The organism is Mediterraneibacter massiliensis (assembly GCF_001487105.1).
GTDB classification, from domain to species: domain Bacteria; phylum Bacillota; class Clostridia; order Lachnospirales; family Lachnospiraceae; genus Mediterraneibacter; species Mediterraneibacter massiliensis.
Genome location: NZ_LN913001.1, coordinates 1,141,843 through 1,164,664, shown reverse-complemented (window position 1 = coordinate 1,164,664; position 22,822 = coordinate 1,141,843). Strand labels below are relative to the sequence as shown.

24 protein-coding genes are annotated in these 22,822 nt (G+C 45.8%); 5 read left to right on the top strand and 19 right to left on the bottom strand.

From position 1 onward, the window contains the following. Nucleotides 1–3: 3 nt before the first annotated feature. The 6 genes from BN3282_RS09890 to nuoE form a co-directional block, all read right to left on the bottom strand. Complete coding sequence (locus tag BN3282_RS09890; protein ID WP_059068811.1) at nucleotides 4–1,713, bottom strand: [Fe-Fe] hydrogenase large subunit C-terminal domain-containing protein; 1,710 nt, start codon at nucleotides 1,711–1,713, stop codon at nucleotides 4–6. A 90-nt stretch (nucleotides 1,714–1,803) separates the two neighbouring features. After that, a complete protein-coding gene (locus BN3282_RS09885) occupies nucleotides 1,804–3,546 on the bottom strand; it encodes an NADH-dependent [FeFe] hydrogenase, group A6 (RefSeq protein WP_059068809.1) in 1,743 nt (580 codons plus the stop codon). Nucleotides 3,547–3,561: 15 nt separating this feature from the next. Beyond that, entirely contained in the window at nucleotides 3,562–5,349 is a 1,788-nt protein-coding gene (gene nuoF, locus BN3282_RS09880; RefSeq protein ID WP_059068807.1) for an NADH-quinone oxidoreductase subunit NuoF, read from the bottom strand. Nucleotides 5,350–5,367: 18 nt separating this feature from the next. Next, a complete protein-coding gene (locus tag BN3282_RS09875) occupies nucleotides 5,368–5,751 on the bottom strand; it encodes a (2Fe-2S) ferredoxin domain-containing protein (protein WP_059068805.1) in 384 nt (127 codons plus the stop codon). Nucleotides 5,752–5,790: 39 nt separating this feature from the next. Continuing rightward, nucleotides 5,791–6,351, bottom strand: coding sequence for an ATP-binding protein (locus BN3282_RS09870; RefSeq protein WP_059068803.1), 561 nt, complete (start codon nucleotides 6,349–6,351; stop codon nucleotides 5,791–5,793). Between the two features lie 3 nt (nucleotides 6,352–6,354). Beyond that, nucleotides 6,355–6,849, bottom strand: coding sequence for an NADH-quinone oxidoreductase subunit NuoE (gene nuoE / locus BN3282_RS09865; protein ID WP_059068802.1), 495 nt, complete (start codon nucleotides 6,847–6,849; stop codon nucleotides 6,355–6,357). 264 nt (nucleotides 6,850–7,113) lie between these two features. On the opposite strand from nuoE, the gene BN3282_RS09860 reads away from it, so the two are divergent. Genes BN3282_RS09860 through BN3282_RS09840 form a run of 5 tightly spaced genes read left to right on the top strand, consistent with a single transcriptional unit; the run spans nucleotide 7,114 to nucleotide 10,347 of the window. Further along, nucleotides 7,114–7,458 (top strand): DRTGG domain-containing protein, encoded by a 345-nt coding sequence (locus tag BN3282_RS09860; protein WP_059068800.1) that lies wholly within the window; start codon nucleotides 7,114–7,116, stop codon nucleotides 7,456–7,458. Between the two features lies 1 nt (nucleotide 7,459). Further along, nucleotides 7,460–7,882 (top strand): ATP-binding protein, encoded by a 423-nt coding sequence (locus BN3282_RS09855; RefSeq protein ID WP_059068799.1) that lies wholly within the window; start codon nucleotides 7,460–7,462, stop codon nucleotides 7,880–7,882. A 16-nt stretch (nucleotides 7,883–7,898) separates the two neighbouring features. Continuing rightward, on the top strand, nucleotides 7,899–9,290 hold the full coding sequence (locus BN3282_RS09850; protein ID WP_059068797.1) for a [Fe-Fe] hydrogenase large subunit C-terminal domain-containing protein: 1,392 nt from the start codon (nucleotides 7,899–7,901) through the stop codon (nucleotides 9,288–9,290). Nucleotides 9,291–9,292: 2 nt separating this feature from the next. Continuing rightward, on the top strand, nucleotides 9,293–9,625 hold the full coding sequence (locus tag BN3282_RS09845) for a DRTGG domain-containing protein (protein ID WP_059068795.1): 333 nt from the start codon (nucleotides 9,293–9,295) through the stop codon (nucleotides 9,623–9,625). Continuing rightward, the gene (locus BN3282_RS09840; protein WP_059068792.1) at nucleotides 9,622–10,347 is read left to right on the top strand and encodes a PHP domain-containing protein; all 726 of its coding nucleotides are present in this window, start codon (nucleotides 9,622–9,624) and stop codon (nucleotides 10,345–10,347) included. The genes BN3282_RS09845 and BN3282_RS09840 overlap by 4 nt, the downstream gene beginning before the upstream one ends. A 56-nt stretch (nucleotides 10,348–10,403) precedes the next feature. On the opposite strand, the gene BN3282_RS09835 is transcribed toward BN3282_RS09840, so the two are convergent. The 13 genes from BN3282_RS09835 to BN3282_RS09780 all read right to left on the bottom strand — a co-directional run bounded on the left by BN3282_RS09835 (nucleotide 10,404) and on the right by BN3282_RS09780 (nucleotide 22,818). Next, entirely contained in the window at nucleotides 10,404–11,093 is a 690-nt protein-coding gene (locus BN3282_RS09835) for a response regulator (protein ID WP_059068790.1), read from the bottom strand. A 1-nt stretch (nucleotide 11,094) separates the two neighbouring features. Beyond that, on the bottom strand, nucleotides 11,095–12,525 hold the full coding sequence (locus tag BN3282_RS09830) for a sensor histidine kinase (protein ID WP_059068788.1): 1,431 nt from the start codon (nucleotides 12,523–12,525) through the stop codon (nucleotides 11,095–11,097). Nucleotides 12,526–12,537: 12 nt separating this feature from the next. Then, nucleotides 12,538–13,188 (bottom strand): potassium channel family protein, encoded by a 651-nt coding sequence (locus BN3282_RS09825; RefSeq protein WP_059068786.1) that lies wholly within the window; start codon nucleotides 13,186–13,188, stop codon nucleotides 12,538–12,540. A gap of 38 nt (nucleotides 13,189–13,226) precedes the next feature. Continuing rightward, entirely contained in the window at nucleotides 13,227–14,567 is a 1,341-nt protein-coding gene (locus tag BN3282_RS09820; RefSeq protein ID WP_059068784.1) for a TrkH family potassium uptake protein, read from the bottom strand. Continuing rightward, nucleotides 14,567–15,034 carry a hypothetical protein gene (locus BN3282_RS09815; RefSeq protein ID WP_059068783.1) on the bottom strand — a complete coding sequence of 156 codons (468 nt, stop codon included), beginning with the start codon at nucleotides 15,032–15,034 and terminating at the stop codon, nucleotides 14,567–14,569. The genes BN3282_RS09820 and BN3282_RS09815 overlap by 1 nt, the downstream gene beginning before the upstream one ends. Before the next feature lie 181 nt (nucleotides 15,035–15,215). Further along, complete coding sequence (locus BN3282_RS15095) at nucleotides 15,216–15,365, bottom strand: hypothetical protein (RefSeq protein ID WP_162858241.1); 150 nt, start codon at nucleotides 15,363–15,365, stop codon at nucleotides 15,216–15,218. Between the two features lie 129 nt (nucleotides 15,366–15,494). Next, a complete protein-coding gene (locus tag BN3282_RS09810) occupies nucleotides 15,495–15,932 on the bottom strand; it encodes a precorrin-2 dehydrogenase/sirohydrochlorin ferrochelatase family protein (protein ID WP_059068781.1) in 438 nt (145 codons plus the stop codon). Nucleotides 15,933–15,962: 30 nt separating this feature from the next. Further along, entirely contained in the window at nucleotides 15,963–16,589 is a 627-nt protein-coding gene (locus tag BN3282_RS09805; protein ID WP_059068780.1) for a precorrin-8X methylmutase, read from the bottom strand. Further along, nucleotides 16,580–17,572 (bottom strand): bifunctional adenosylcobinamide kinase/adenosylcobinamide-phosphate guanylyltransferase, encoded by a 993-nt coding sequence (locus BN3282_RS14720; protein WP_082667521.1) that lies wholly within the window; start codon nucleotides 17,570–17,572, stop codon nucleotides 16,580–16,582. The genes BN3282_RS09805 and BN3282_RS14720 overlap by 10 nt, the downstream gene beginning before the upstream one ends. Nucleotides 17,573–17,624: 52 nt before the next feature. Then, nucleotides 17,625–19,244: a peptide ABC transporter substrate-binding protein gene (locus BN3282_RS09795; protein ID WP_059068778.1), complete on the bottom strand. Its 1,620-nt coding sequence runs from the start codon at nucleotides 19,242–19,244 to the stop codon at nucleotides 17,625–17,627. Nucleotides 19,245–19,254: 10 nt separating this feature from the next. Continuing rightward, nucleotides 19,255–21,060, bottom strand: coding sequence for a dipeptide ABC transporter ATP-binding protein (locus BN3282_RS09790; RefSeq protein WP_059068775.1), 1,806 nt, complete (start codon nucleotides 21,058–21,060; stop codon nucleotides 19,255–19,257). Between the two features lie 7 nt (nucleotides 21,061–21,067). Further along, nucleotides 21,068–21,892 (bottom strand): ABC transporter permease, encoded by an 825-nt coding sequence (locus BN3282_RS09785; protein WP_059068774.1) that lies wholly within the window; start codon nucleotides 21,890–21,892, stop codon nucleotides 21,068–21,070. Further along, on the bottom strand, nucleotides 21,889–22,818 hold the full coding sequence (locus tag BN3282_RS09780; RefSeq protein ID WP_059068772.1) for an ABC transporter permease: 930 nt from the start codon (nucleotides 22,816–22,818) through the stop codon (nucleotides 21,889–21,891). The genes BN3282_RS09785 and BN3282_RS09780 overlap by 4 nt, the downstream gene beginning before the upstream one ends. Nucleotides 22,819–22,822 lie beyond the last annotated feature (4 nt).

Genomic DNA, 22,822 nt, shown 5'->3' with positions numbered 1-22,822 from the left:
ACATCAGTCCTCCTCTTCTAAGATGGAATCCCGAAGCTTTGTCAGCGTCACCTTTGTCTCTGCCGTTGTCTCGCCTAAGAGTCCTGCTATTTCCTGTGCCACCATCATCTGCTTTTCAATAACTTTCTGCGCCATTTCCACTGTCTCTACTTTCAGGTGATAGTGCTGCTCTTTCATTTTCTCTTCTCTTGTCACATCCTGGAAGGTAACCAGTACAGAGTCCAGATTCTCAATATAGACAATTGTTTCTTCTGCTGTCATCCTTCCATGCTCCAGACGGATCTTCTTATGTATGATCGGTTCTTTTGTCCGCAGTGTTTCTTCAATGTCCTCTGTCTCTATAAATTCAAAAATATAGCGCTGCACAGCCTCCTCTCTGCCGACTCCAAGCAGTTCCTGTGCTTTTTTATTACAGTCCAATATTTTCAGATCACTGCCAATGACAAAGATCATATTAGGCGTCACGTCCATTACCACATTGGACATAGACTCTGCCTGATTCAGCGCATACGGCATACACATCGACAGTTCCGCTTTTCCCTGGGATACCGCGATTGCTTTATCCCGGCAAGTCGGATAGCCGCAGGCGCCGCAGTTAAGTTCATCCTCCGGTGCATATTTTCCTGTAGATCTTAGTATTTCCCGTATTTCCTGTTCTGAAGGTATCCGGTCTGACAGTCGGTTGTCCCGGAATTTCTTCTCCAGTTCCTGCGTATTCATATCCGGCAGCTTTTCCATCGCTTTGTGTGCCACAATATTAGCGATCTTCACTTTTGCTTTTACATAGGAGGTATTCCACCGGGCAGATGCCGGTCCTTTCGCGCAGCCTCCCTCACAAACATTTGCCTCGATAAAACAGTGTGTCAATTCTCCTTTTTTCAGACATTCCAGCATTTCCATACAGTTTTCCAGCCCATCCACATATACCTTGTGGTATGTGTCCGCCTCTTCCTCTGTTACCACCGACTGTACGATCCCGCCGCTGACAGGATACAGACGATTGATCCTCGGATCTGGATTTCCCATTGCTTTTTCCTCACACTGATAAATATCGATGCCGGCTTCTTCCAGCCAAATGGCAAGTTCCTCAAATGTCAGGATCGCATCGATTGCCCCAAACACTCTCTCGTCTCCGATCGCCTCCTGCTTCTTGGCGATACAGGGGCCTAAAAATACAACCTTCACATCATCTCCATATATTTTCTTAATATATCTCCCATGGGCGATCATGGGCGATACAACAGGCGCCATAAGAGGCACACACTCCGGATAGTACTTTTCGATCAGATCGTTCACACTTGGACAGCAGGTCGTGATGATATTCGGCATCTTATTTTCCCGGATGATCTTCTTATATTCGTTCGTCACCAGTGCAGCACCTTCTGCCGTTTCTCTTACTTCAGCAAAACCAAGTTTGAGCAGAGCATCCACCACCTGCCCCGGTTTGTCAAATTCTAATACTCCCGCATAGGAAGGAGCGATCGAAATAATGGTCTTAATCCCCTGTCGCAGATATCCTTTTACTCGTTCCATATCACTTGCGAATGTCTTCGCATTCTGCGGACAGACTTCCAGGCATCTCCCGCAGTTGATACAGTGATCCAACATGATATGTGCCTGTTCATCTTTGACAGAAATTGCTTTTACCGCACAGTAGCGGACACATTTATAGCAATGCCGGCACTTTGCGTCTTTGAAGTCTATTACTCTCATACTGCAAAACTCCTTTTTCAGCCTATTATATGCGCAGGGCGCCGCTTGTCAAAGCCGCGCCCTACTGACAGATCTTTTAAACTTTATCTTCTAATTAATGGTTCTCTTTACATAGGTAGTATGCAGAAGGTGATGTGCTTTCTCGCTTCCTGGTGCTCCCAGATATTCTTCATACACTCTCTTGATCGAAGGATTCTCATGAGATTTCCGCAGTGTCTTTGCCTTATCATTGTCATACAGCACTTTCGCGCGGATCGCACGTACATCCGTAAAATTGCGGACATCTGCATGTACCTGCGGCTGACCGCCGCCGTTTACACAACCGCCCGGACAGCACATGATCTCTACAAAATGATAATCCGCTTCTCCGGCACGAATCTTATCCATAATAATCTTTGCATTACTAAGACCGGATGCCACAGCCACTTTCACATCCATACCCGCCACATGATATACCGCCTCTTTGATACCTTCTGTTCCGCGTACTTCCACAAATTCCACTTTTTCAAGTTCTTCTCCGGTAAGTTCTTCTACCGCAGTACGAAGAGCAGCCTCCATTACGCCGCCGGTTGCTCCAAAGATAACGGCTGCGCCCGTAGATTCGCCAAGCGGATCGTCGAAACCTTCATCCGGAAGGCTTCTAAAATCGATTCCCAGCTTTTTGATCAGGCGTGCCAGCTCTCTTGTCGTGATAGAAATATCTACGTCCGGAACTCCAGCTGCATTCTGATCTTCTCTTCCGATCTCAAACTTTTTCGCCGTACATGGCATAACGCTTACACAAACGATATCTTCCGGCGCGATCCCCATTTTTTCCGCGTAATATGTTTTTGTGATCGCCCCAAACATCTGCTGCGGTGATTTACAGCTTGACAGATGTTCCAACTGATCCGGATAATAATGCTCACAGTATTTGATCCATCCAGGAGAACAGGAAGTCATCATCGGAAGGACTCCTCCGTTTTTCACCCTATCTAAAAATTCATGTGCTTCTTCCATGATCGTTAGATCCGCACTGAAGTTTGTATCAAATACTTTGTCAAATCCGATCCTTCTAAGAGCTGCCGCCATTTTTCCTTCCACGTCCGTTCCCATCGGATAACCAAATTCTTCTCCCAGCGCAGCGCGTACTGAAGGAGCAGGCTGTACAACTACATGCTTTGTCTCATCTGCCAGCGCGTTTAATACATCCTCAATAGAGTCTTTTTCATAGAGCGCTCCTGTCGGGCAGGCAGCGATACACTGTCCGCAGGATACGCAGCTTGTATCGCCTAATCCCATATTAAACGGAGATCCGATAAAGGTGGCAAAGCCTCGGTTGTTTGGTCCGATCACGCCGACTGTCTGCACTTTCTCACAGACTGCAGAACATCTTCTGCACAGAATACATTTGTTATTATCCCGGATCATATGAACCGCACTGTCGTCCAGTTCATATTGTGTCGTCTCCCCGGCGAAATGGTTTTCATCCGTCACACCGAGTTCCTGGCACAATTCCTGCAGTTCACACTGTCCGCTTCTTACGCAAGACAGACACTTCTTATCGTGATTGGACAGCAGAAGTTCCAGGGTCCGTTTTCTAGATTCTCTAAGGAGAGGCGTATTCGTCTGTACTTCCATCCCTTCACTGATCGGATGTACACACGCTGCGACCAGATTTCTTGCGCCTTTTACTTCCACCACACACATACGGCAGGCGCCGATTTCATTGATCTCTTTCAAATAGCAAAGTGTCGGTATTTTTATCCCCGCACCGCGCGCTGCCTCTAAAATCGTAGAACCCGCAGGTGCAGTGACTTGTAAGCCATTTATTTTTAAATTCACATTTTCCATCTTCTTATGCCTCCATTACTCTTTGTAAATTGCACCGAAACGGCATTTTTCCATACAAGCTCCACACTTCAGACACTTCTCAGGATTGATCATATGCGGTTCCTTCACCTTGCCGATGATCGCATCTGCAGGACAAGTTCTGGCACACAGTGTACATCCTTTACATTTGTCCGCATCGATCTTATACTGCAGAAGGTCTTTACATACACCTGCCGGACATTTCTTATCTACAATATGCGCGATATACTCCTCTCTGAAATAACGCAGCGTAGAGAGCACAGGATTCGGCGCTGTCTGCCCAAGCGCACAAAGGGAATTCGTCTTTAGGTGTTCGCAGAGTTCTTCCAGCTTATCCAAATCTTCCATGGTCGCCTGCCCTTTTGTGATCTTATCCAAGATTTCCAGCATACGTCTTGTACCGATCCGGCAAGGCGTACATTTTCCGCAGGATTCTTCTACCGTAAATTCCAGGAAAAATTTAGCTATATCTACCATACAAGTATCTTCGTCCATAACGATAAGACCGCCGGAGCCCATCATGGAACCGATTGCCAGCAGGTTGTCATAGTCAATGGGAACATCAAAATGTTCTGCCGGGATACAGCCGCCGGATGGTCCTCCGGTCTGTGCCGCTTTAAATTTCTTTCCATTTGGAACGCCGCCGCCAATTTCTTCTACGATCTCACGCAGAGTTGTCCCCATCGGGATCTCTACCAGCCCTGTATTGTTTATCTTTCCGCCCAAAGCAAATACTTTCGTTCCTTTGGACTTCTCAGTCCCCATGGAAGAAAACCACTCCGGGCCTTTTACGATGATCTGCGGAATGTTCGCATAGGTTTCTACGTTGTTTAATATAGTCGGTCTCTGGAAAAGACCTTTTAAGGCAGGGAACGGCGGACGGGGTCTTGGCTCTCCCCTGTTGCCTTCGATGGATGTCATGAGAGCCGTCTCCTCGCCGCAGACAAAAGCACCTGCACCAAGTCTCAATTCTATATCAAAATCAAATCCGCTTCCGAAAATATCTTTTCCAAGCAGTCCGTATTCTCTCGCCTGGCCGATTGCGATCTCCAGCCGTTTTACTGCGATCGGATATTCCGCACGCACATATATATACCCCTGGGATGCCCCAATCGCATATCCGGCGATCGCCATCGCCTCAAGCACTGCATGGGGATCTCCCTCCAGAATGGATCGATCCATAAATGCTCCCGGATCCCCCTCATCCGCATTACAGCAGACGTATTTTTGTTCAGCATCATTTGCCGCCGCGAACTTCCATTTTAAACCGGTCGGGAAGCCGGCTCCGCCCCTTCCTCTCAAGCCGCTGTCCAAAAGGATCTGGATCACATCTTCCGGCTTTTTCTCCGTCAGGACGATCCCCAACGCCTCATATCCTCCTGTTCCTATGTATTCCTCGATATTCTCTGGGTTGATGACTCCACAGTTGCGCAGCGCCACTCTATGCTGCTTTTTATAAAAATTCGTTTCATTCAAGGGAATGATCTTATCTGTCTTTGTTGTCTCATCATAGAGCAAACGTGTAACTACTCTTCCTTTGAGCAAATGTTCTGATACGATCTCCGGGATATCCTCTTCTTTGACCATAGAATAAAAAGCCCCTTCCGGATATACGATCATGATCGGTCCTAAGGCACATAGCCCAAAGCAGCCCGTCTGTACAACGCCGACTTCCTCGGAAAGTCCCTGCGCCGCAATTTCTTTTTTCAATTTTTCTATAATCCTGTGGCTTCCGGAAGACGTACATCCGGTTCCGCCGCAGACTAATACATGTGAACGATACATATGTGATCTGCCTCCTTTTTACTTACGCATTTTTTCCTCAGCGCTTAATGTATACTTTGTCACCACCTGGCCGCCTTCTAAATGAAGTCTGAACACTTCCAACGCTTTTTCCGGATTCATCTTGACATATGTAACCTTCTCTTTTCCAGGTTCTATTACTTCTACAATTGGTTCATACTGACACAGACCGATACATCCTGTCTGTGTCACACTGATCTTCTCAGACAGCCCCTTTTCCTGGACTGCATCGGATAAAGCGCTCAAAACCGGTCTTGCGCCGCTTGCAATCCCACATGTCGCCATACCGACGATCACTCTGATCTGATTTTCGTTCTCCGCGCGTACTCCTACTTTTCCCTGCATTTTTTCTCTGATCGCGCGTAATTCTTCCAGACTTTTCATATCTTTCCTCTCTTTCTCGATCCTGCGGTCTTTCCCGCCTCAAATATCCGCTCCGTCATCTGTCTCTTCTTTATTTATCTGCAGATATTCTTTTATAAACGCAGATATTTCTTTCTCTGCAAAGGAGATATCGTCTCCTATGATCTTTCGCATTTGTCTTGTATCCAGGATAAACTGCCTGTCTTTATACTGATATGTATAAAGGAAATCTGTCGTTTCATTGAAAACGATCAGCGTATGGATCGTGGCAGTTATATCTCCCAGAGGCATCCTGTCTATATGTGACAGAATAAATACCGCTTCTACCGTTGTTCCTTTTCCTTTTTCTGACTCTATCCTGAATGTACCGCCTGTACTCTCTGCCGCCTGCTTAAAAAACGGCACTCCCAGACCAATCTTTCTTGTCTTCCGGGTCGTAAAAAACGGATCCTGCACATGTCTTAACTGTTCTGCATCCATCCCGCACCCATCGTCTTTAATCAGCACAGTCAGCCTATCTTCGCCCGGCTGGACAGATACAGTAATTTCAACTAAAGCGGCTTTGGCGCGGATCGAATTTTCCGCCACATCCAGAATATGCATCGCAATTTCCGGCATCATAGTTTATTCGTATTTTGCCAGAATATCATCTATATCATCTACCGTCAGACGTCCGTACACTTCCCCGTTGATCATCATGACAGGTGCAAGACCGCACGCCCCTACACAACGGCATGCGTCCAGAGAAAACTTCCCGTCCGGTGTGCACTCTCCGCCAACGATCCCAAGTTTTTCCATCAGGGCATTATAAATATCGCCAGCCCCCTTTACATAACATGCTGTCCCAAGACAAACAGAAATCTGATACTTTCCTTTGGGATTTAAAGTAAACTGGGAATAAAACGTTGCAACTCCATAAATCTTTTCCATTGGGATCCCTGTTTCATCCGAAATCATCCTCTGCACCTCTAGGGGAAGATAGCCGTATATGTCCTGGGCTTTCTGTAAGATCGGCATCAGGGCGCCTTTCTCATCTTTGAGTTCGGCTATGACCTTCCTCAGTGATTCTTCTTGTTCCTTTGTTCCGGAAAACGGAACAGTCTCCTTTTTTTCAAGCATTCTTCAACCTCCATTTCTGCGTTTAGAGCTACATTGACTATATATTAACACAATATATAACAAACTTCCAGCAATTTATTTTCATTTTTTTATAAGATTTTACCAATATTTTTGAGAACCATTTTCATTTTTTCAACATTTTTTCTCTTTCTTTGCTCTTATTTTATGTTTTTACATCTATTTTACACAATCCTCCGCATTGCTTATTATACTTTCCAATGATATACTAAAAGTATTCTATTCTTACGTGAGGGGGAACGATCTATGACGATCAAAGAAATGCAGACCGCTTTAGATGCCAAATTACTTTTCGGAGAAGAACTTTTAGATCTGGATGCCCAGTTTGTATTTTCCGCAGACATGATGAGCGATGTTCTTGCGTTCTGCGGTCAATGTTCTGTTCTGATCACCGGATTATGTAATCCGCAGGTCGTACGGACGGCAGAAATGCTGGATATCGTCTGTATCATCTTCGTGCGCGGCAAGCAGCCTGACGAACATATTCTGTCTCTGGCACGCAGCAAAAAAATCGCGCTTCTGATGACAGAACATTTCATGTTCACCGCCTGCGGAATTCTGTACGAACATGGATTACGGGGAGGTGCATAAGATGAAAGATAAGCTGACTTTTCAATATACAATCCCCGGCGACGACTTTACACGTGCCGGGGAGGCGAGCAGTTCCATAAAGAACAAACTAAAGCAGCTTGGCGTGGACGATACAGCCATCCGCAAGACGGCTATTGCCATGTATGAAGGGGAGATCAACATGGTCATCCATGCTGACGGCGGCACGATCTCCGTGTCCATCTCTGATTCCGTGATCGAAATGATTCTTTCCGACCAGGGGCCCGGTATCAAAGATATCGCCAAAGCAATGCAGGCAGGATATTCTACAGCTCCTGAAGAGGTACGCTCCCTTGGTTTCGGCGCCGGCATGGGACTTCCGAACATGAAAAAATTCTCTGATGAGTTCCAGATAGAAAGTACGCCCGGTGTAGGGACTACGGTCACAATGAAAGTATTTTTATAGGAAGGAGGACCTTGTGATGGATAAATTCATCCGTTCTGTACGTCTCGACGAAGCTGCCTGTCAAGGCTGTATCAACTGTATTAAATATTGTCCTACACAGGCAATCCGGGTACATAATGGAAAAGCGCATATCATTGATAAATTCTGCATTGACTGCGGAAGATGTATCCGTTACTGTCCCCACCATGCCAAGATCCCTGCCTATGATCCGCTTACCGTGATCAATGATTTCAAATACACTGTGGCTCTGCCTGCGCCGTCGCTGTACGCACAATACAATAATCTGTCCAATGTAGATATCGTGTTAAACGCCTTGATCCGTCTGGGTTTCGATGATGTATACGAGGTCAGCGCGGCGGCGGAGCTTGTATCTGAAATATCCAGAGAGTATATACAAGCGCATGAAGAAGATGCACCCTTTATCAGCTCCGCCTGTCCCTCTGTAGTACGATTGATACGGGTAAAATTTCCTTCTCTCATTCCCCGGCTGCTTCCGATCAAACCTCCTGTAGAAATCGCAGCGGAGATTGCACGCAAGCGCGCCATGAAAAAGACAGGACTGCCTTCTAAAGAGATTGGAATTATTTTCATCTCCCCCTGTCCTTCCAAAGTCTCCTATGCAAAAGCTCCCTTAGGCATCGACAAAAGCAATATCGACAAGGTCGTTGCGATCAAAGATGTCTATCCGCTCCTTTTGCCCCTTATGAGCCGGGATGAAAGCCAATTAAGACCACTTTCTGCTTCCGGAAGGATCGGGATCGGATGGGGCAACTCCGGTGGAGAGATCGGCGGGCTTCTGACAGACAATTATCTGGCCGCTGATGGGATCGTCAATATCTTGCGTGTATTGGAAGCGATGGAAGACGAAAAAATACACGGTCTGAAATTCGCCGAGTTAAACGCCTGCAGCGGCGGCTGCGTAGGAGGAACGCTGACTGTGGAAAACGCCTATGTTGCCACGGCAAAAACAAAACGGCTCCTAAAATATCAGCCTGTATCCCGTAGTCATCTCGCCACAACACCAGAAGCCGGCAATCTGTACTGGGATGATAATGTAGAATATGAACCTGTATTCCGTCTCGGCAATACGTTTAAAGAGAGTCTGGAAATGATGAGTACAGTAGAAGCACTCACGCAAAAATTTCCTGGACTGGACTGTGGTTCCTGCGGAGCGCCTACCTGTCAGACACTGGCCGAAGACATCGTGCGCGGCGCCGCTACAAGCAATGACTGTATCTATGTATTAAGGGAACATATTTCCAGCCTTTCAAAAGAAATTGAGCATCTGTCAAAATCTATAAATTTATCTGGAAACTGTCAGGATGAAAACACCCAGCTTCTCTGCGACTATATCCAGAAACTGACTGCTGAACTTTCGGAATTCGGCGTACCGAAAAAGGAGGAATAACTATGAAAGTCAAATCCATTCTTGCCCTGCCGGAATGTACTCTTTTGGCAAAGGGGGATCCGGAGCGCACTGTTTCCAAAGTGTTTTGCTGTGATCTCTTGAGTATCGCCATGGGCAAAGCTCCTGCAAACAGTGTATGGGTCACTGTCATGGGAAACAAAAATACTCTTGCCGTCGCTTCCCTTGCCGATGTGTCCTGTATCGTCCTGGCAGAGGGCGTCTCTTTGGATGAAGGGACCTTGACAAAAGCCGAGGAGGAAGGCATTACGGTGTTGTCCACCCAGCTTCCTGTGTTTGACATCGCACTGGAGATTTATGAGGCCGGGCTCTCATGAACGGGCTTTACTATGACCTTCATCTACATTCCTGCCTCTCTCCCTGCGGCGATGAGGATATGACTCCTGCCAATATCGTAGGAATGGCGGCTGTAAAAGGGCTGGATGTCATTGCTCTTACAGATCACAACAGCTGTAAGAACTGCCCTGCAGCCATATACCATGGACAAAAGTACGGTGTTATCGTCATTCCTGGCATGGAGCTGTGTACAGCGGAAGAGGTGCATGTGATCTGCCTGTTTCCTGAACTGGAGGCTGCGCTTCTTTTTGATCGGTATGTATATGACCGGCTGCAGGCAATAGAAAACGATGAGCGTATCTTTGGCAGACAGCAGATTATGGATGAGACCGACACGGTCATCGGCACGGTCAAAAAACTTCTGATCAATGCTACGGATATCGCTTTTGACGAAACATTTTCTCTCGTATCTTCCTATGGCGGCATAGCGTATCCCGCACACATTGACAAAGCTTCTACCAGTTTGCTCTCAAATCTGGGGTTTGTTCCACCTGACAGTACCTTTACATGCGCAGAGATCCACGATTTTCGGAATCTCCATACCATACAAAAACAGCATCCCTATTTCTTAGGCTGCCGCATGATCAGCAGTTCAGATGCGCATTATCTGGAGGATATACGAGAACCGGACTATCAGATTTTTTCAGATTCAAGAGAGATTCCATACATTTTGCAGGCTCTCACAAAGAAAAGCAGCACATGATTCCAAGCACAGCAAAGCTGTCCATGTGCTGCTTTTTTATAAAACATCCTATATTTTTATGCCTGAAAACGGTATCCTACCCCCACCTCTGTAAGGATAAATTTAGGTTCCGAAGGATTTTCTTCTATCTTTCTTCTGAGTGTCGCCATAAACACTCTGAGTGTCCCTGCTTCCACTCCTTGGCTGTATCCCCATATCTCTCTTAATATATAGTTCTGCGTCAATACTTTTCCCCTGTTTTCGATCAAAAGGAGCAGGATCTTATATTCGATCGGTGTCAAATGTACTTCTTCGCCATTTACTGTCACCATACGTTTCTCATAATCTACTGTCAGTGTATCTTTGCTAAAAACTGTTTCCTCCACTGCTGCTCTTTTCTCTTTTCTGCGTATAGAAGCACGTATCCTTGCCAGCAGCTCTCCCATATAAAAAGGCTTTGTCACATAATCATCCGCGCCCTCATCTAACGCCTGTATCTTATCTTGTTCCTCCTGCCTTGCCGATACTACGATAACCGGCGTGTCCGCTATCTCACGGATATTTTTAAGTGCTTCCATTCCGTCTCCGTCGGGAAGCCCCAGGTCTAAAAGCACCACATCCGGCCGGTTGGCATAAAAAAGACTGATGGCCTCTTTCAAAGTCCCAGCGGTATCATATCCATAACCTTCTTCTTTCAAAGACATAGATAAGAAATTCACGATATATTTGTCATCCTCTACAATTAAAATATGTTTTTTTTCTTCCATTTTACCCTACCTGTTCTGCGTTCAGCCAAAATGTAAATCTTGCTCCGCCTTCCGTACGGTTCTCTGCCCATATTTTCCCGCCATGGGCTCTGACGACCTCTTTACATATGGCAAGTCCCAGTCCGATCCCTCTCTTTCGGTCTGCGCTATTCTTCTCCTGCCCGCTGCCTTCTGAAATGGAGACAAACTCTTCAAAAATCTTTTCTTCCATTCCTTCTTCTATCCCTTTGCCGTCATCTTCCACGATAAAATATGCCCTGCCTTTCCGAAAGAATACATGCAGGCTGATCTTTCCACCTTCCTCCGTATGTTTCATGGCATTATCCAAAAGATTGACTAATACTTGTATGATCATTTTCCCATCCGCCTGTACAGTGATCACAACTTTCGGAAGCGAATTACAAAAGTCTCTGTGTTCTTTCAGCCCGATAATGTGTTTTTCCGCCTCATAGACAAGATCATCCACTACCTCCCGACTTGTCTCTATAAACTGCGCCCCGCTTTCAATCTTTGTCATACTCAAAATATTTTCCATCATCTTATTCAGCCAGATTGCCTGTTCCATAATATCACGGACAAGTTTTTTCTGTTTTCTTTCTTCCTGGCCATATCCGTTTAATATCAGACCGCAGTCTCCGATGATCCCTGTAAGCGGCGTCCTAAAATCATGGGAAATACTGCGCAGCATACTGCCTTTCATGTGTTCCCGTTCTACTTCTAACCGTGTCTGCTCCTGCTGCGCATAGATCATCTCACGATCCAGGGCGATCCCCATTTGATTAGCTGCAGCCTTGATCAGCATTTCCTGCTCAGGATGCAGTCCCTGTCTGTTATTAAATACTTTTAGTATGCCCTGCTGCCGCAATATTCCTCCTATCGGAAACAGAAGATAGTTTCCTCTGGCATCCGCTTTCCCCTTTTCTTCTACCACACATACATATCCGGTATATTCCTGAACATATTTTTCCCCCAAACGGATAATATTTTCTTTCCCCGTAACATTGATAAATTTCTCTGACATTTCTGACAGCCTAAGAGCAGTCTGCTCATTTCTCTGTGAGATCAGAAGCTGTTTCTGAAAACGTACGGTCAAACTCGAAGAAATGCAGGCAGCGATCAGAAAAAACACAAGCAGCGCCACATCATTTGGATTCCTGATCGCAAATGTATGCACCGGGACAGTAAAAAAATAATTAAACATCATCACACTGACAATAGCCCCGATCATCCCATATTTATATCCTTCTGTAAAAGCACTGATCAACAGTACGCCTACCAGAAAAATCATCAGACCATTTTCTTTTTCTATACCAAATCGATTTAACAGCAGACAGACAAAACTGGCGGACAGTACGATCAGTACAGTCCGCAATATGTAGACAAGTCTCTTATATATACCTGCTTGTTTGAGAATCCTTCCTGCCTTTTCCACACTTTCCTCCTGTCAGATATTTTCCAATATCCGGTCAATATCTTTTTTCAGTCCAACAACCATCAGATGATCCTTTTCTTCCAGTATCCGATCCGACTGCGGCAAAAGCTGCAAATGCCCATTTGCCTTGATTCCGAGAACACTGACATGATAGGCGGAACGAATAGCGAGCTGCCGTATACTCTTTCCCACCCAACTCTTCATCGGGGGAATCTCGAAGATTGAATATCCTTCCGTCAGTTCAATATAGTCAAACACATGGTTCGCACTGTGCTTAACCGCAAGTCTTTCTGCTACATCCCTGTCCGGATAGATCACCTCGTCCGCACCGTTTCGCAGCAAAAATTTTGCCTGAATGTCACGGTTCGCTTTGCTGACAACATACTTGGCGCCCATCTCTTTTAAAAGACTCGTGATCTCCAGACTGCTCTGGAAATTGGAACCGATACATACAAAACAAATATCAAAATTCCCCACACCCAGACTTTTTAATACATCCTCTTTCGTACAATCTCCAACTTTCGCCATGACTGCATGTGAAAGCAGATCCTGCATGCTTTCTTCATCTTCATCCACGATCATCACTTCATTGCCCAGACGGGACATATTGACACAGAGGTGATGTCCCAATCTCCCAAGTCCTATGATCAAAACCGATTTCATATTCTTTCCTCCTCATATCCTTATAAAAGGAATGTATATCATCCTATCATAATCTGTTCTGCCGGTTCTCTGACAGGCGCTTCGACTTTGTGTCCACGCAGGGAAAGAGCAAATGTCATACTTCCCACTCTTCCGCAGTACATCAAAAAAATCAATACCAATTTCGCGATCACTCCTAATTCTCTTGTGATCCCCGTAGACATTCCTACCGTTCCCATGGCGGAAACAACTTCAAACGCTACATCAGTCACATCAATACCATGGATCGTAACAATGATCAGAACTGCCAGCACAGATAAAAACAAATGTATGCTCATCACCGTACTCGCCTTGCGGATCGCTCCGTCATCCAACCTTCTGCCCAGGACATTGCAATCATGCTTTTGCCGGAGATTTGCGTGGATATACACAAGCAACACCACAAATGTCGTTGTCTTGATGCCTCCTGCCGTAGACCCCGGACTTCCGCCGATGAACATTAATATTATAGTAAGTATTTTACTGCTGTCTGTCAATGCCGCTGTATCCACTGTATTAAATCCGGCAGTCCGCGCAGTCACAGACCCAAACAAAGAGCATAAGATCTGTTCGCCAATGGGTCTCCCCTGTATCGTATTTTCCTGTTCAAATATAAACAGAAGCGCCGCGCCGCCGAAAACTAATACAACTGTCACAAGCAAGGTAATCTTCGTATGCAGCTTGTATTTTCGGAAATGAAACTTATGAATAGAAATATCGTTCCAGACGAAAAAACCGATCCCGCCGATTATGATAAGCAGCATCAAAACTATATTGACAACCCAATCTTTGGAATACGTCGTAAAAGAAGAATATACTCCATTCTCTCCCATAAGGTCAAACCCCGCGTTGCAAAATGCAGATACAGCATGAAAGACTCCAAAATATACCGCTTTGCCCAGTTCCATAGTCTTGCTGAACCGCCAGGATAAAAGCAAGGCGCCTGTTCCTTCAAAAAACAACGTTCCTGCAATGATCTTCTTGGCAAGACGGACAATCCCTCCTACCTGCATGATATTGACACTTTCCTGCAATGTCCCTCTTGTCCACAGTCCGATCTTTCTTCTCAATATAATGGCAAAGAAGACACCGATCGTCATAAAACCCAGACCGCCGATCTGGATCAGCAGCAATATCACACACTGCCCGAACACTGACCAGTACTGAAATGTATCTGCAATAATAAGCCCTGTCACACAGGAAGCTGAAGTTGCCGTAAATAAAGCATCCACCGGAGAGGTAAATACCCCTTCCCGAGTGGACGCCGGAAGCATCAAAAGAAGTGTCCCTGTCACAATGATCAGCACGTATCCTATCACGATCATCTGTGTCTGTGTCAGCCGTTTTTCCATTCTGCCCATTATGCCACACCTGCCTCATGTTCCATAAGCAAAAGTTCCAGCCGCTGCAGGAGTTCTTCCTGATGACAAAAAACCGTAAACCCCGCCTGTTTATACAGCTTTCTGTTTGCTCTTTCATTGCACACACCAAATGTCTCTGCCTGCGGATACATCTGCCGGAACAGATTTAAAACAGAGAGATTATCAATATCTGCCTCTCCTGCCGCAATCACACAGCACACATGATCCAGCCTTGGTTGTGCATAAATGCCTTCTATCCAGACGGTCTCTACACCTACCTTTTCAAACCAATCTGTAAGTTCCTTCTTCTCCTTCATGCCAAATACGATAGCTGTCCTGCGCTTTATTTCTTCTTTTTTCTTTAACTCTTGTTCCTGCATTCTCCAGTCATCTAACTGACGCATTAAATACAGTCCATACAGCATGCCGCCGGTCACGATGATACCAAGCAAAAGATCTGTCAACATATCATCACCTTCTTAAAAACTGTTTCCCTTTCTTTATCTGCTTCTATCATACCCATTTTTCTATTAAGACAGTGATAATATTATACGCACGTATATTAAGATTGTGTTTAGAGAAATTTCATATAATTAATATAAAACAGGGAGAATACATGCACTGCACATATTCTCCCTTCCTTGTTCATTATTTTCTGTTCTCTCTATACATTCTTCTTACCGGGACCCGCACGGGCACAGGTTCCTTTATAAGGACGGGGATCCATCCATTTATGATCTCTTTCAATTTTCTGCCGATCCCACTATTTATCAGTACATAATATCTTTCTATCGTCATCGCATTTGCCTCCTTATATGTTCTGCTTTTCTTATATGCTCTGTTAACAAGTAACTGTCTGTATTTTAGCAGAACAGGAGTTGACTGTCAGTGACTTTATCACTTATTTTATAATACTTTATATCTCTTTTATAAATTTTCTATTTTCTTTCGTATTTCTTTGACCTTTCCAGGTGATCTGCCAGAAGAATTCAGACCGATCACGACTTCCTCTTTTTGCACGATGCTTGGAAAATAGAAATCGCATAGTTCTTTTCTGTCGCATATATTGACCAGTATTTTTCTTTTTTTGCATTCTTTCCATATATGCAGATTAACGTCTTCCCGATCTGTTGCCGCTAAGACGATCTCTTTTCCTTCCAGATCAACATCCTGAAATACACGGCGCATACAGCATATCTTTCCTGTCTGTTCCAGCCTTTCGATCTCCCGGCATACGTAAGGCGCCACCACTGTGATCCGGGACGCAAACATGGAAAGGGTCTCCACCCGGCGTGCCGCGATCTTTCCTGCGCCCGCCACCAGTATTCTTTTTTCTGATATATCTACAAACAATGGAAAATACATGCTTTTCTCCTCTCTGCGTGCAAGACGATATCACATATACAGCAGCGCATTTACGATACAGGCTGCTATATTGCTGCCGCCTTTTCTCCCCCGTGCCACGATGTAAGGCGTATCCGGCAAAGACAGGATCAACTCCTTAGACTGTACTACATTGACGAAACCGACCGGCACACCAATGATCAATTCTGGCTTGACTATTCCTTCCTGTATCAGTTCATAGAGACGGATGAGCGCCGTAGGCGCATTTCCTACGGCAAAGATTAGTCGTTTATCAAGAGCCGCCGCTTTTTCCATACTAATACTGGCTCGTGTGACACCTTCCTCTTTTGCCCTGTTCGCCACATCCTCGTCTGACATAAAGCAGAAGACTTCTCCTCCATACTCTGCCAGTTTCTTCTTATTAATGCCTGCTTTTGCCATCTGTGTATCTGTCACGATACATGCGCCGTTTCGCACTGCATGGAGTGCTTTTTCCACCACTCCTTCCGAAAACAACAGGGTATCCGCATATTCGAAATCCGCACTGGTATGGATACAGCGTTTTACGATAGGTTCTGTCCCCGGCACCAGTTTTTTATTTCCCAGTTCCTTCGTGATGATCTCAAAGCTCTTCTTTTCAATCTCCGATGGAAGTATCCTTTCTAACTCTATCTGCATTTTTCTGCTCCTTTCTCCTGCTTCAGTACGATCTTTTGTCCGCATACGACGCGGATAACGGATGCCGCCCGCTTTGCAATGCACGTACATATCCGCCCTGTTTTCTCCCTGTAGAGTCTGTCAAAGCCATCCACCGGGACAAGTCCGCAACCTATCTCCCCACTGACGACCACCAGGGTAGGATTCCGTTTCACTATACTGTCTGTAAATATTTCGGGATCCAGTGCCGGATCCTCTTTTAGCAGACGCCGAATATACGTCTCAAAATGAAAGATCCCCTGACAGGTGTACATATCGTCCCGGCTGCAAGTTCTCCCGTCACACCAGGCAAGATCGGGATATAATTCTTCCGCGGCAGCTCTTTTCCCCTGAAAAGCGCCTCCGATGATCAGCTTCATCTGTTCCGTTTCCTTTCTTTGTTCTTCTCTTTCGGGGAGAGTCCCTTTTATACAAACCGGGATACCATATACGATCTCCGCAGCATGATCTGCCTGCCTTGTCATATGGCAATTTATCTCTCCCAGTACTTTTTTATACGTCTGCATTTCCTTCGTGTATTGTTCCGCCTCCGAAAAAATTTCATTTGTCACTACCACCAGATGCCTGCACCATTTTTTCAGTATTTCGATTCCCTCCAAGATTTCACGCACAGCATACTGTTTCGCTCCCTCTTCCATATATAATTCATTTGCCGCCAGATTAGACATACATTCCAGGAGCACACATGGTTTCTTTTTCTGCTCCTTTTTCAGACTCTCCGCAGCCTCTTTTAGACCGGTATAACACTCTATCGTAGAAAAGCCTTTTCCGGCGCGTACCTTCTTATGCCTCTTGATCTTCTCTTGTGTCTCCTCCCCAAAGGGAACCATCGTAGCAAAATAGTACAGCTTCCCCTTAGGATCTTCTTGGCTCAATCTCTGTATCAGGCTTTCCGCATATTCCGATTTTCCGCTGCCGCTTCCTCCTGTAAGGACATAAAACATATTTCTCCTCTTTTCCTTCTTCTATGTGTGTTTGTGGGATATAATTCCCTTTTTATTTTACTTTCACATCCGCATATCTGTATTCCAAGGCTCCGCTTGCAGGAATCTGCCGGATCCCGATTATATCCGTATCCACCAGATTACAGCTTTTCATTCCATACAGTGGGATTATATAAAACTGTTCTCCCACTGCATACTGTTCTGCCTCATGCAGAAGTAAAACGCGCTTGTCTGCGTCCAATTCCGTCTCTGATTCCCGTACAAGTGCATCATATTTCTCATCCTGTATATTGCTGCAATTATATGTACTGTTGGAAAGCAGCATAGACAAATAGGTATACGGATCCGCAAAATCTGCTGTCCAGTTCATCCGACACAACTCGAAATCTTTCGCGTGCCGGTCCGCATAATTCGTCTGCAGTTCTTGAGGAACAAGCTTTATATCTATATTCAGATTTTCTTTTAACTGTGCCTGAATGACCTGCGCCGTATCTGCATCCATTTCCAGCGTCGGATATTTATATGTCAGTACAGGAAAACCCTCTCCATCCGGATATCCTGCTTCAGCAAGAAGTTGTTTTGCCCTTTCTACATTTTCCGTAAAAGGCGGCGCCGCTTCCTCTGCAAAATATTTTCCCGTCGTTTTATCTATAAGATATTTTGCCACCAGATTATATGTTGGACTTACATCTTTTCCCACGATCTTACACAGTTCTTCTCTGTCTATAGCCAGGTTGAGAGCTTCTCTCACCCGCACGTCCCCTAAGGGTTCCGCGTCCAGATTCGGGTAGATATACCTTGTTGCGATCAACTCTGTGACCATAAGTTCCGGCCTGCCTTCATACAATTCCATCACAGTGTAGTTAAGAGATGTGGCTATATCTACCTCGTTTGTCTCATAAGCATTCGCCATAGACTGTTGGTCGTCATAGAAACGATACACGATACTGCCCAGATGAACGGCGTCTTTATTCCAGTACTGTTCATTTTTCTTCAGTACCATGTACTGTTTCGGCTCATACTCGGCAAGATAGAAAGGACCGTTTGAAAGACTGGTATCTGCCTGTTTATCCCACCCGCTTTGTACCGAATCTGCATACTTTGCACAGGACGGCATATAGACTGGAAGGCGGAGCAGATCCAGAAAATACGCACATGGCTCCTCTAATTTAAAGATCAGTGTATATGCATCCGGCGCCTCTGCTCCCAGACTTTCTGCCGGCTTTTCTCCATGATAGATTGCCTCCGCGTTCTCTATGGGGAAGAGATAACTGACATATCCGCTCCCGCTTGCCGGATCCAGAGCACGCGTCATGGTATTTAAAAAATCTTCTGCCGTCACTGGACTTCCATTGGACCAGCAGGCATTTTTGCGCAGATGGAACGTCCACACCGTCTTTTCTTCATTTACCTCATAACTTTCAGCAGCACGATACTCGATTTCTCCTTCTTCGTCAAAAGTCACCAATTCATCCAGCGCTGCCGCACTGTACGTGAGAAAAGTCAGTGCGATCGAACCGGATGGATCCATAGAGCCCGTATCGCTGCTTACCGCCACCGTGATCGTTTTACCTTCTGTCTTTGGAAGTTTTTGTGTCTGTATACACCCGGCAGCAAAAACAGCCGCGCACACACAAAGCAGTCCTATATATGCGACAAATCGTTTCTTCATCTTTATCCTTTCAAATCTGTGCTGTCATGGGCACATCCTTATTTCCTTTTCTGTGTTCTTCAGAATACAAAAAGCATGCCACTTCTCTGTTTCCAAACTGATACCTAGGAGGACTCTCCTTCTCACAGCGTTCCATCTTGTATCCACACTGTTCCAGATACGGACATCCCTTTCCTGTCCACTCCTTTTTTTCTCGGAGCATGGTGTATTTTTTCCGCCGCGCTTTTTTCGGATCCGGCTCTGGATTGGCTTTTAACAGTTCTTTTGTATACGGATGCCAGGGATCCGAAAGGACATCCTTTGTCTGTCCACATTCCACCAGACTGCCAAGATACATGACGCCTACATTCTGGCTGATCTGTCGGATCACATGAAGATCATGCGAGATAAACAGACAGGCAATCTGCATTTTCTTCTGCAGATCTTCTAACACTCTTAAAACCTGCGCCTGTATGGAAACATCCAGCGCGGACACTGCCTCGTCGCAGACTAGGATTTCAGGATCCCGTATCAGAGCCCGTGCGATCCCGATACGCTGTCGTTGTCCTCCAGAGAATTCTTCCGGGTATTTTCCTGCATCCTGTGGAGAAAGTCCCACACATACCAGCATCTGCTCCACTTTTTTCCTGCACGCTTCCAGTCCTTCTCTTTTTCTTGTGTCTGCGGAAAACGCTTCTAAAAGCGCCTTTCCTACCGTCATTTTAGGATTGAGAGATGCGTATGGATCCTGAAATACCATCTGAATCTTCTCCAGGCATTCTCTGCGTTTTTTCTTTGGCAGCGCATCTGCCCGCATCATTTGATAATACATAGCTCCTCTGTCTGGTTTTTTCTGCCCAGTGATCAGCTTTGCCAGCGTACTTTTCCCACAGCCGCTCTCTCCGATCAGACCAAATGTCTCTCCTGCCCGTATGGTAAAGGATATGTCCCGCACGCCTTCTTCCCCGATTCTTCTCTTTGCTTGTCTGTCCGGATACAGCTTCGTAACAGCATCCAGCCTTAAAAGAGTTTCTTTTTCAGCTTCTCTTTTGCGTTCTTTTCTCCCCGGTTCCTTTATATATTGTAAAAATTCTCTTGTATAGGGATTTTGGGGGTTATAAAAAACCTCTTCTGTCGGCCCTTCTTCTACAAAAGACCCTTCTTTCATCACATACACCCGTTCACACATGGAAGCGATCACAGCAAAATCATGGCTGACAAGCAATATGGACACGTTCGTCTCTTTCGCCACTTTTTTCAGCAATCCGATCATCTGCCCCTGCGCGATCACATCCAGCGCCGTCGTCGGCTCATCTGCAATGATCAGCTTAGGGCTGCAGGCTAATGCGACAGCGGTCACAACTCTTTGACGCATGCCCCCGGAAAGTTCATGGGGATATTGCCGCATGCGCTTCTGTGGATTGCGAATCCCTACCATATCTAATAATTCACATACTCTCTGCTTTACCTGTCTCTTTCTGCCCCCTTCATGGACACGTATCGCCTGGGCGATCTGTTCTCCGATCTTTACTGTAGGATTCAGATAAGAAAAGGGATCCTGAAAGATCATTGCCATCCCCTCAGGTACCTGCTTTTTTTCTGCGCAGACTGGTTCTTCCTTTCCCTGAAAGTAAAGCCGCTTACAAGACACTTTTGCTGTCTCTGGATACAGTCCCATTAACGCACGCATGGCAGAACTTTTTCCACAGCCCGATTCGCCAACGATCCCAACGATCTCTCCTTCTTCTATAGTAAAGGAAAGCCCTTTGACCGCCTCTGTTTTCATTCCGTCTTTATCATATTGTACTTCTAATTTTTCTACTTCGAGCAGGCTCATCTTTCGTCTACCTTCCTGTTTTTTCCCGATACACTGTTTCCACACCCCGTCCGATCAAATGAAACGCCAGGATCAATATACACAAAATCAATATAGGATATACCATCTGATACGGATACAGGCGCAGCTGACTTTTGGCTTCCTGAATCATCACCCCTAAACTTGCCGCAGGCGGGGCGATCCCCACCCCCAAAAAGCTTAAAAACGCCTCTGTAAAGACTGCCTGGGGAACGAGAAACGTCAGACTGACAAGAATCGGTCCCGCCACATTGGGGAGCAGATGCACCAATAGAATACGAAAAACCGGGATTCCCTCCATCTTTGCTGCCTGTATATATTCTCTATCCTTTTCCCGCAGTATTTCCCCCCGTACGATCCTCGCCACGTCAATCCATCCTGCCACACATATCCCTGCAATGATACTCTCTACGCCTGCGCCCATCACTAAAGTAAGCAGGATCACATATAAAAGAGACGGAACAGAGGCAATTATATCTGCTATGCGCATGAAGATAAAATCTACTTTTCCTCCTATATACCCGGAAACACTTCCGTACAGGATACCTGCGATCCCATTGATGCATGCTCCGGCAACGCCTACAAGAAGGCTGATCCGTGCCGCATACCATACCCGCACAAAAATATCTCGTCCAAACTTATCTGTCCCGAAGAAATGCAGAATCGAACTTCCCTGGTTCTGTATATCCGCATCCATTCCCGTATACGTATAGGACGAAAATACAGGCACAAACAACGCGGCTGCTGTCCAGCAAAGCAGAAGCACAATACCCAGACAAAAAGCTCTGTTTTTCTTTCTTCTCAATCTTCTCACCTCTTCTCCAGATATGTATTTCTTATCCTCGGATCCAGCCAGGCACAGAGCAGATCTGTCAAAAGGTTCATACCGATCACGACGCTTCCCATAAAAACGGTCAAACCCATGATCAGCGTGTAGTCTCTGTTCATGATGGAACTGACAAATTCTCTGCCAAGTCCCGGGATCGTAAAAATACTCTCCACCGCGAAACTCCCTGTCAGGAGAAAAGCAGACATAGGCCCTAAATAATTTAAGACCGGAATCGAGACATTTTTCAGCACATGGAAAACGATCACCTGCCAAAACTTCATGCCTTTTGCCCTCGCAAGCACGACATACTCTTTTTTTAGTTCTTCCCGCACAGCCTGCTTTACCATTTCCGCTGTTACTGAGGCAGGATAGACAGCAAGGGAGATCACCGGCAGCACATAGTGCGCGGGTGAAGAAAGGCCTGTGACAGGACACCATTTTAGTGTCACGCCAAATACGAGCAGCAGCAGAAGCGCCGCTGCAAAATTGGGAATCCCTACTCCGAGAAGAGCGCTGCCTGAAAGAAAGACACGGACGATCCGATTTTTAGACAATGCCTGCCATATGCCCGCCAAGGTTCCCACAACTGCAGCCAACAGCACAGCCTCAAGTCCCAGAGAGGCTGTCACCGGCGCCGCGTGCCCAATGATACTGGATACCGTCACTCCCTGCTGTTTATAGGAAATGCCCCAGTCACCTTTCAGCAGATTCAACATATAGGTTTTATACTGCTTCAAAGGGGCATCCTGTAGACCATATTCTTCTTCCATCGCTTCTCTCACAGATTCCGGCACATTCCCACTCTCAAAAGGACTTCCCGGCATGGCGCGTGTCAAAGCAAATGTCACAGTAGCCAGAACGAACAAGGAAAAAAGCCCTACTTCAATTCTTTTTATTGTATAGACTGTCATACAT